11 protein-coding genes are annotated in these 8,804 nt (G+C 41.0%); 4 read left to right on the top strand and 7 right to left on the bottom strand.

Annotated features, from left to right (window positions below):
* Nucleotides 1–1,533 (bottom strand): tetratricopeptide repeat protein (locus tag QNK26_RS06845; protein ID WP_319221751.1); only part of this gene is annotated, 1,533 nt, incomplete at its 3' end.
* A gap of 200 nt (nucleotides 1,534–1,733) precedes the next feature.
* Nucleotides 1,734–2,588, bottom strand: a complete 855-nt coding sequence (gene queF / locus QNK26_RS06840; RefSeq protein ID WP_319221750.1) for an NADPH-dependent 7-cyano-7-deazaguanine reductase QueF — start codon at nucleotides 2,586–2,588, stop codon at nucleotides 1,734–1,736.
* 121 nt (nucleotides 2,589–2,709) lie between these two features.
* On the opposite strand from queF, the gene syd reads away from it, so the two are divergent.
* On the top strand, nucleotides 2,710–3,279 hold the full coding sequence (gene syd / locus QNK26_RS06835; RefSeq protein WP_319221748.1) for a SecY-interacting protein: 570 nt from the start codon (nucleotides 2,710–2,712) through the stop codon (nucleotides 3,277–3,279).
* A gap of 50 nt (nucleotides 3,280–3,329) precedes the next feature.
* Here syd and QNK26_RS06830 read toward each other — a convergent pair whose 3' ends face one another.
* From QNK26_RS06830 to QNK26_RS06810, 5 genes are all read right to left on the bottom strand, one after another.
* On the bottom strand, nucleotides 3,330–4,118 hold the full coding sequence (locus QNK26_RS06830) for a Zn-ribbon-containing protein (protein ID WP_319221746.1): 789 nt from the start codon (nucleotides 4,116–4,118) through the stop codon (nucleotides 3,330–3,332).
* Nucleotides 4,119–4,137: 19 nt separating this feature from the next.
* Nucleotides 4,138–4,470, bottom strand: coding sequence for a hypothetical protein (locus QNK26_RS06825; RefSeq protein WP_319221745.1), 333 nt, complete (start codon nucleotides 4,468–4,470; stop codon nucleotides 4,138–4,140).
* Between the two features lie 69 nt (nucleotides 4,471–4,539).
* Entirely contained in the window at nucleotides 4,540–4,767 is a 228-nt protein-coding gene (locus tag QNK26_RS06820) for a DUF2789 domain-containing protein (RefSeq protein WP_319221752.1), read from the bottom strand.
* 64 nt (nucleotides 4,768–4,831) lie between these two features.
* Nucleotides 4,832–5,128 carry a DUF3301 domain-containing protein gene (locus QNK26_RS06815; protein ID WP_319221744.1) on the bottom strand — a complete coding sequence of 99 codons (297 nt, stop codon included), beginning with the start codon at nucleotides 5,126–5,128 and terminating at the stop codon, nucleotides 4,832–4,834.
* Nucleotides 5,129–5,175: 47 nt separating this feature from the next.
* Nucleotides 5,176–6,234, bottom strand: coding sequence for a DUF3549 family protein (locus tag QNK26_RS06810; protein WP_319221742.1), 1,059 nt, complete (start codon nucleotides 6,232–6,234; stop codon nucleotides 5,176–5,178).
* Nucleotides 6,235–6,394: 160 nt separating this feature from the next.
* Here QNK26_RS06810 and QNK26_RS06805 point away from each other — a divergent pair, with 160 nt between their 5' ends.
* The 3 genes from QNK26_RS06805 to QNK26_RS06795 form a co-directional block, all read left to right on the top strand.
* A complete protein-coding gene (locus QNK26_RS06805) occupies nucleotides 6,395–6,721 on the top strand; it encodes a YqcC family protein (protein WP_319221740.1) in 327 nt (108 codons plus the stop codon).
* A 12-nt stretch (nucleotides 6,722–6,733) separates the two neighbouring features.
* Entirely contained in the window at nucleotides 6,734–7,489 is a 756-nt protein-coding gene (gene truC, locus QNK26_RS06800) for a tRNA pseudouridine(65) synthase TruC (protein ID WP_319221738.1), read from the top strand.
* Between the two features lie 442 nt (nucleotides 7,490–7,931).
* A partial coding sequence (locus QNK26_RS06795; protein ID WP_319221736.1) for a PTS transporter subunit EIIC occupies nucleotides 7,932–8,804 on the top strand: 873 nt, incomplete at its 3' end.

Here is an 8,804-nt window from a genome sequence, read left to right as displayed (position 1 = left end):
ATAATACAAATAAAGAATAATGAGCATAATGGCAGCAAGTAATAATACGTTTATTACTAAGTTATGTTTTGCTTGCTTGAGCTTCGTCACTTCTGTTAGCAGCTGATCTATTTTTTGTGATTTTATTTCATTATTTTCTTTATGCTGATTAGAGACCGGCAGGGCTTTTTTGGTATCGAAATGAGAGAGTTTGTTATAACGTACAAATTGTTTATAACTATCGAGTGCCTTGGCATATTGATCTGTCTCTTCGTAGGCGGTAGCAAGGTAAAGGTAGACAGTTTCAAAGTTTTTACTGATATTGAGTTTAGCGGCAATAGCCAAGGCTTTATTTAAGCGAATTAACGCCGTATCGTAGTTCTGCTGCTGAATGGCGAGGTTGGCCAAATGTACCAATGCTTCTAGCAGTAAGTTACTTTGATCATTATGGTCAAATAGCTGCGCGGCATTGGTTAGGTACTGCTCAGCTAAACTAAAGTTACCCATCTGTAAGTACGTTTTTCCGACTTCGAAATAAACGGTATTTAATCTATTTTTTTCATCAAACACTTTCAATAGATCTAACGCGTTAAAATAATAAACGAGTGATAAATTATATTCTTTAATCTTGCGATGCATACTGGCAAGGGTCAACAAAGAGTCTGACAGTTGCAATTTGTTGCCGAGGTTTTGATAGTATTGCGCCGATTGGTTGGCGAAGCTGATGGCTAGCTTATAGTTATCATCGGCAATATAAGCTTGGCTCATTTTTTTGGTGAGTACACCGTTTAGTATGTCATTGCTATCGAGTATTTTTTGCTGGGCTTTATTATAAAAATTAATGGCCAGTGTCAGTTTATTTTGTTGCTGATAGTTATAACCGATAGCATAGGCTGCCCATGCGGCGTTATTGGTTAATGGTGTCTGGGCGGCATATGCTTGCGCTTCACGAAATAGAGTCATAGACTTTTCATAATAATTTAATTTAAGTGCAATTTCACCGGCGATAATTTTAAGTAAAAAGTAACCATTAGCGGTTGGATTATAGGTATTGTCATCAATACTGTGGAGTACTTGATTAATGGTTTCTTGGGCTAATTGAAAATTAGGTAAGGTTGTTGATTGCGCAAGAATGTGACTTTTGATTAATAAGCTTTGTTGTCTTAGGTGTAATGGTACGTAACTTGATTTGTCGAGCAGCATCTTGTCGAGTGTCACGATAGCTTGATCGGTATTGTTGGCATAGAAATAACATAAAGCTTTTTGCTGTTTTATCAACGCAAGATCGGAAGGAGTAACTGACTTTTCTCTGATTTTACTCATGCGTGAGACTTCAGTGACGAGATCTTTTTTTTGTGCTTGTAAGTACTCATCAATAATTTGAATACATTGATAAGGTTGGCTGTACTGTACCGTTTGGCTGCGTTTTAGCTCATTAGGTAATATCAGTTGATCAAATAAGCTCGCCGCAGCTGTGGTACTAAATAGAATAAATACAAGAACATAAAAAAAACGTAAAATCATGAGTTTAGTATCGACTAGAAAGGAAGCCATCACATTCTTATGATTACATGTCCTTATTTAATATTAGCGTTCCTTTGCTAATTTAGGCCTCGCACTGAGTGAGGTTGCTGTTGCTATGTTAGTTAAGAGGTGGATTTATTCACCTAATTGATTGCAACATCTAAATACTAAACTATTTTACTGCTTTTGTTAATGACTGGATATTTAAAAAAATAGCCAGTCATGTCATATTACTGGCGGATTAAGCGAATATTATCTATTTTCGCGTCACAATTGGTCCTAAATGGGTTTATATCCAAACCACCTCTGCGGGTATAGCGCGCATAAACAGTCAATTGTTCTGGTTTGCAGAAATGCATAATATCGGTAAAAATACGTTCAACGCATTGCTCGTGAAACTCATTATGCTGACGAAATGATATTAAATAGCGTAATAATGCTTCTTGGTCGATTTTGTTACCTTGATAGGCAATGTAAACGCTGCCCCAATCTGGTTGGTTGGTTACCAGGCAATTTGATTTGAGTAAGTGACTGTAAACGACTTCATCAACCTTGTTAGTATTATCTGCGGCAGATTTCAATAACTCAGCATTAAATGCATAATCCTCGATATCTATATCAAGGTGATCAATACAAGTGCCGTTGATCTTGGTTATTTGACTTGGCGCAGTATCTAAGTCATCAAACATCACCACTTCAACAGAACCTTGCGCGCATGCTGCTAAGTCGCGCTGTAGTGTTTTAGTGACGTCTTGCGGTGAGTTAAACCGGGTTTGATTATAGCTGTTTAAGTAAAGCTTGAATGATTTTGACTCAATTAAGTTGACTGATGTCGCACATACTTTTACTTCTGCAACTGCTACGATCGGCTTACCTTTGCTGTTTAACCAAGACAGCTCATATAAATTCCATAAATCACAACCAGTGAAGGGTAATTGCTCGGAGAGGGCCAGATCATCACGGTTCAATTGTCTTGGTACTGGTTGTAACAAGCTTGGTTGATATTGTGAGATGTATTCCGTTTTCTGCCCGAGGTTTAGTTTATCGAGTGCAGTTGAATCTTGGTAACGGTTTGTCGTGGTCATGATTTATTCTCATCGGTTAGTACATACGGTAGATAATTTGCTTATCAGTGCTGAGATTGTAATAAATTTTACTGCGGAGTGATATGCTATAGCTGATTTAATCATTTTTATGGGAAATATAATGACTGTAGTAGTAACCGATGCCTTGATTGCTTTTTATGCGCGCTGTGAACAACTTTGGCAAGCCCAAAATTACTTACCACAACAAGAATTCGATCCAGAGTGGGATTCTCCGTGTTTTATTGAAGGGTCGAGTAGTGCGCAGTTACTTGCAGGTCATAAAGCTTGGTTACCGGTAAAGCGTGATGAAATTACCTCATTTAGTAATATTGAGTCGGCACTAGGTATCGATCTTGATCCGCAGATAGCTGATTTTTTTGGCGCTTATTTTAGTGACCATATGCCTGCAACGTTTAATGATGAGAGCATCGATTTAGTTCAGGTATGGAACGCTGAAGATTTTGAGCGTTTACAAGAAAACATGATTGCCCATTTGATGATGAAAAAAACATTAAAGCAATCGCCGACCTTGTTCATTGCTAGCTGCGCTGATGATATGCAGATTATCGCATTAGATAATGTCAGTGGTGAAGTGGTTCGTGAAGTATTAGGTAAAGGTATCGTCGCGATATTAGCGCCAGATCTGGCCACGTTTATTAGCCAATTAACACCGCGCTTACTTGAACAATAAATAGCGCCTATCAACTGGCGCTATTTCTGTCAGTATTATTGCTGGTTAGGCTATTCCCAAGGTAAATTGGATACTAATCGGCAAGGTTCACATTTAAAATCGAAGATACCGTGTAATGCTTCCTCTAACTGCCATTCACCGCCACAACTTGGACAAGGGCGTGCAATCTCTTGAGATCGCTCTTGCGTCAATTTATGTTGTTTTACCTCATCTGTTAAGTGATAAAGATAATAATAGGTTGGGATATTAGTTTGCTGTTCAATATCTTTAGCCAACTGCCAGCCGGTATTGTTTAACGAACTGTTGATGTCCGTTAATACTTCACTGCAGGCCTGCTTTAATGTCGTGCCGTGCATTTGTAATTCATCAGTTGAACTCCAATCGACTTGCCAGCGTAATAGATCCTGATGATCACCTATTACTGGGGTCGGTAATTTATACAGTGGGATTGGCGCAAGATGTTCACCGCAACGCAGTGGTGAGCAGGTGCTCAGATAATGGGTGTACAACACTTGCCATTCTGGTTGCTGACAAGGGTCGGTATTATCAGAATGTAAATCCATACCCGTTAGCCTGATCTTCGGTGCGAGTAAACCAGCTTCACTCAAGGCTTGTAAGCGTTTTTCGACAATGCTGGAATGATATTTTGGATGCAAACTTTCTTCTTCAGGGCAAACCACACGGGTTATAAATAGCCCGTCATCCATACTGGTAGGGAATTCTCGACCTAATATTTGGCCGTTGTAGCGTAACGCATCGATAAGTTGGCTAATGGCGCCATCAACAGCGTCAATGGTGGTATCTTGGTAACATTCAAAAGTCAGTTCTGCAGTAAACAAGGTATTCTCTCTGTTACAATTATTGTGTTAATAACGTTTGTTTTAAAAAGATTATTTCAGCTTTTAGTTCGTTCACTTCTTGGCGTAATGGACCGATCTCTGCTCGCACCGCTGCGATTTCTTTGGCAATCAAAGCTGCGATTGGATCTGTTAGCTCTGCCGTTGTTGCGACGGTTGGTTTATCAGCTGTAGGGACGCTGGCATCTGGGTCGAAGGTCCATTTTTTTAACGTTTCGATAATTTCACGTAAACTTGCTGGTTGGGTGACCCGTGATTTAATCAGTGCAACAGAGGGCTTCTTTCCTTCGCGAGCCAGTTGATTAGCGGCATCAACAATATGTTGTAAGCTCATGGTATTCCTTCCTTCGTGTCTCTGGTGGTGTAATAAGGTGATGCGTCTTGATAGGCTGTTATCCGAGTATTAACGCAGCATAGCATCAAGTTGATCAATGACTTCTGCCCAGTCGGCATCTTCGTATATCGCTTCTTGGAGAAACAGCGCTTGCGAGTCGTTCCAAAACTGAGCTTCAAATAATAATACGCCAGCTTGGATTTTATGCTGATGGATAAAACGTTTTATGCTTAATTCATCATTATCTAATCCAAGTTGCGCAAATAACATCTCTAAAGTTTGCGTGGCTAAAAACATCATCTGTCTCCGCTGTTTTTTTTCAGTATAGCCAGTGATGCGCAACAGCGTTAGTCAGCGGGGGTCAATCAATTGCATAAGGTGGTACCACAAAGTGTAAAACCCGCGGGCCCGCCATGATCAAGGTCGCTTGATAGGCATTTTCCCCGTTGCTGCTAAACTCGAAGTTAAAGGTATAACGAAATAAGCTGCCTTTATGGGGTAACCAGGAAATACCAGCTTGGGCGGTTGCTAACCATTGCAGTTGCTGTTGTTCACAGTACTGTTTAATTAATGCATTGGCTAATTCGGCTTGTTTACGTAAGTGTAAAAAGATCACTACGCCGATAAAACCTGCAACAATCGCTAACAAACTTCCCATATTTAGCTTACTCCGTCATTGGTGTGCATAATTTACGATTGCGTTGCTTATTGGCTGCGTTTTTGTCGAAACAATAGGCCGATAGCACCACCAAGTTTATTACTGCGATTCGGGTTACGTAACATCGTTAATACTTTGTCGCGAAGAGTGGGTATTGCAACCAGATCTGAGAACAGATAGACAAACAGTTCTTCGCCTTGCTGTTGCTGTACTGCGGCTTCAAAGAATGCCATCAGTTGTACTTCATCGCTGAAGTCATGCCAACATCGGCCAGCTAATGCGACGATTGTTTGACTGATATCGGTATGCTTAAACAACGCAGGATAAAGGTCTGTACGCAGTCCTTGTGCTGGTGCGCTCGATAAGGCGCGAATAAGCATGGAGAGACGTACATCATCTGGTTTTTCTAAAGCAATTTCTTGGCTAATTAATGTTGCTAATGCTTCACTTAATACGGTTGGCAGTGCTTCATGTTCAAGTGCAAGGCACAGTGAGAACAAAGGCTCGGTCGGTAATTGCGGTAATGCTGCTGCAAGGTGGGCGGCGTTATTATCGCGGTTCAAACGAGCCGCTACATCACAAATACCTTGTACACCGACTTCCTGCCACTGGTCAAGCCCCTGTTTATTGGCAAAATAATGTTGGGCAATGGGATAGAATTTACTTTCAGGGCGAATAAAATCGCGATTGATAACGGCATTTAACATTGCCACTTTATCTGTGCTTGGCTTAAATACATATGGGTTGGTTGCTAAGCGCTCCTGTTCTTCTTCACTTGGGGTTTTCTCTAACATTAGACCAAGTGATTCAACTACCATATTAAGAAAGGTGTTGCGGGTACCTTGGATCAGTAACCCTTGCTCATCTAATGGAAACTTTAGAAACCAGATATAGTGTTGATTATTCTCGTTCTTATTCCAGAAGGTTATCGCAAATTGAGCATGGCGTTGCAGTGGCGCAGGGTAAGGACGCTGTGCGGATTCAAACTGCATAAAGTCGTCGGTAGAAATTTTGCTGATCTTACGACCCATATCATATACGCGAAATTGGGTTTTTGCTTGTAACAGAAATTCCGATAACGTATTGAGGGTATGCATATTTGCCATGATCTAATGTGTCCAGGTTAAAAGTGGAGCCTAATGGAGCTTAAGCATCGGAGTATTATACGCAAACCTTATCAAGATGCGAATTGAGATTATTATGGGCTTTTGTATCTTACCGTTGCAGGCGTATAATGCGGCTAAATTTGTATGGTGAGATAATAGTATGACGATCTATCTGCAGGCTCAACAGCTATTAGTGGCGATTGAAGCTGAATTAAAAACCACCGCATTGTGGAATGACGTTCCGCCAAGTGCAGAAGCTCTTGCCAGTACGACGCCATTTTGTATTGATACTATGCCCTTTACAGATTGGTTGCAGTTTATCTTTTTAGTGAAGATGAAGCACCTGCTGGTGATGCAAATACCGTTGCCGATCAATATGGCGATTCACCCGATGGCAGAAGAAGCGTTTAAATCGATGAGAGTGGATACGCGTGAGCTGTTGGTGCTGATCTTATCGTTTGATCAATTATTAAATAAAGCTAGTTAGGTAATAAGTACAATGTTAGATATTTTATATCAAGATGAATACTTGGTTGCGATTGATAAACCTGCCGGTTTGTTGGTACACCGTAGTTGGTTAGACAGTCATGAAACTCAGTTTGCCATGCAAATGGTGCGAGATCAGATCGGTCAGCATGTTTTTCCGGTACACCGTTTAGATAGGCCGACATCTGGCGTATTGTTATTTGCTTTATCGAGCGACGTTGCTAGACAGATGAGCGAAATTTTTCAGGCGCATGCATTAACTAAACGTTACCTTGCGGTGGTACGCGGTTGGATCAACGAAGCAGGGACGCTTGATTACGCATTAAAACAAGAATTGGATAAGATTGCTGATAAACAAGCAACACAAGATAAAGAAGCGCAAGAGGCGGTGACCCATTATAAACCGTTACATCAGGTTGAGATCCCATATGCGGTGAGTAAAAACCATCCGACCAGTCGTTATTGCTTAATGGAACTTGAACCGCAGACTGGTCGTAAGCATCAATTACGTCGTCACATGAAGCATCTTTTCCACCCTATCGTTGGTGATACTAGTCATGGCGATGGCCGTCATAATGTATTTTATCGTGAGCATTTTGAACTGTCACGTTTGTTACTTGTTGCCAAGTCATTATCTTTTATTCATCCGATTACAGATCTGCCTGTACACATTGAAGCTGCGGTTGGTGAAGAAGTATTAGGATTATTCGAGCAATTTGGCTGGCCTGCACAAGAAAGTGATTATTTACCGCTGGCAGCCGTAAAATAACGCTTTTTTCGGTTGTTAACGTACAGATAAACTTAGGTTACACTTTGTTACGTAAGTTTATCTGTAAAACTGTTATTATTATTGGTTGGATTTCATTTCGGCAACTCCGCACTAATGCGCCTATTCCTCTACTTTTACTGTGTTCTGAGCTAAATATCAGCTTTGCACCGCATTTCCTAAACCAAAAAACGCCTTTACTATCACCGTGATTGTTTAGGTGCTGACATTGACATAAAAAAAAATACCCAATTGTACCGTTTTGTACCATTGTGAGTGGCTATTCAAATCTACACCGCCGATCCGGTAATTGTTATGACTATTGTTTTTAGCAGGCTATAGTTAACTCAACACAAGGAAGTCGATCATGCTTCCTCAACAAATTCAGCTGTATCAGGTCATCTGTTACAGCACTATTTAGTTTGTTCACTATTAGGAGTGAGAGATGAGTAACGCGTTTGCAAATCTACAAAAAGTAGGTAAGTCGTTAATGTTACCTGTATCGGTATTACCGGTTGCGGGTATTTTACTAGGTGTTGGTGCCGCTAAATTTAGCTGGATGCCTGAGATCCTATCAAGCATTATGGAACAAGCTGGTGGTTCTGTATTCGGTCAAATGGCGCTGCTGTTTGCAGTTGGTGTCGCACTCGGTTTTACTAAAAATGACGGTGTAGCAGGCCTTTCTGCAATCGTTGGTTACGGTATAATGACGGCGACATTGAGTGTTATGGCTGGCGTTATGGGTGTTGACAAAATTGATACCGGCGTTTTAGGTGGTATTTTTGCTGGTGGCCTTGCTGGCTGGGCATTTAATCGCTTCTACCGAATTCAATTACCTGAATATTTAGGTTTCTTTGCCGGTAAACGTGCGGTGCCGATCATCACTGGTTTTACTTCGATTGCCTTAGGTTTGATCCTATCGGTAATCTGGCCTCCAATCGGTTCTGTTATCGCTTCTTTCTCTGATTGGGCTGCTCACCAGAATCCGACATTAGCATTTGGTATCTACGGTGTTGTTGAACGTTCATTGATTCCATTCGGTTTACACCATATCTGGAATGTTCCGTTCTTCTACGAAGCGGGTACTTGTACTAATAATGCTGGTGAAGTTGCTCATGGTATTATGACATGCTTCCTGACTGCTGATGATGCAACTCGTGCTGCAGGTAATGGTTTCGGTCAACTTGCGGGCGGTTACTTGTTCAAAATGTTCGGTCTTCCTGCTGCTGCAATTGCAATTGCACACGCTGCTAAACCTGAAAATCGCGCTAAAGTAATGGGTATCATGGTATCAGCTGCACTGACATCATTCTTAACA

It is taken from the genome of Moritella sp., from assembly GCF_033791185.1.
Taxonomy (GTDB): domain Bacteria; phylum Pseudomonadota; class Gammaproteobacteria; order Enterobacterales; family Moritellaceae; genus Moritella.
Note: the sequence above shows the minus strand (reverse complement) of the source record. Positions and strands in the feature narration are given on the sequence as shown.

Bases quoted from the DNA above. Each gene is read 5' to 3' on its own strand.
- queF (WP_319221750.1), bottom strand. From the start codon at position 2,588: ATGACCACGACAAACCGTTACCAAGATTCAACTGCACTCGATAAACTA.
- syd (WP_319221748.1), top strand. From the start codon at position 2,710: ATGACTGTAGTAGTAACCGATGCCTTGATTGCTTTTTATGCGCGCTGT.
- QNK26_RS06825 (WP_319221745.1), bottom strand. From the start codon at position 4,470: ATGAGCTTACAACATATTGTTGATGCCGCTAATCAACTGGCTCGCGAA.
- QNK26_RS06820 (WP_319221752.1), bottom strand. From the start codon at position 4,767: ATGTTTTTAGCCACGCAAACTTTAGAGATGTTATTTGCGCAACTTGGA.
- QNK26_RS06815 (WP_319221744.1), bottom strand. From the start codon at position 5,128: ATGGGAAGTTTGTTAGCGATTGTTGCAGGTTTTATCGGCGTAGTGATC.
- QNK26_RS06810 (WP_319221742.1), bottom strand. From the start codon at position 6,234: ATGGCAAATATGCATACCCTCAATACGTTATCGGAATTTCTGTTACAA.
- QNK26_RS06805 (WP_319221740.1), top strand. From the start codon at position 6,395: ATGACGATCTATCTGCAGGCTCAACAGCTATTAGTGGCGATTGAAGCT.
- truC (WP_319221738.1), top strand. From the start codon at position 6,734: ATGTTAGATATTTTATATCAAGATGAATACTTGGTTGCGATTGATAAA.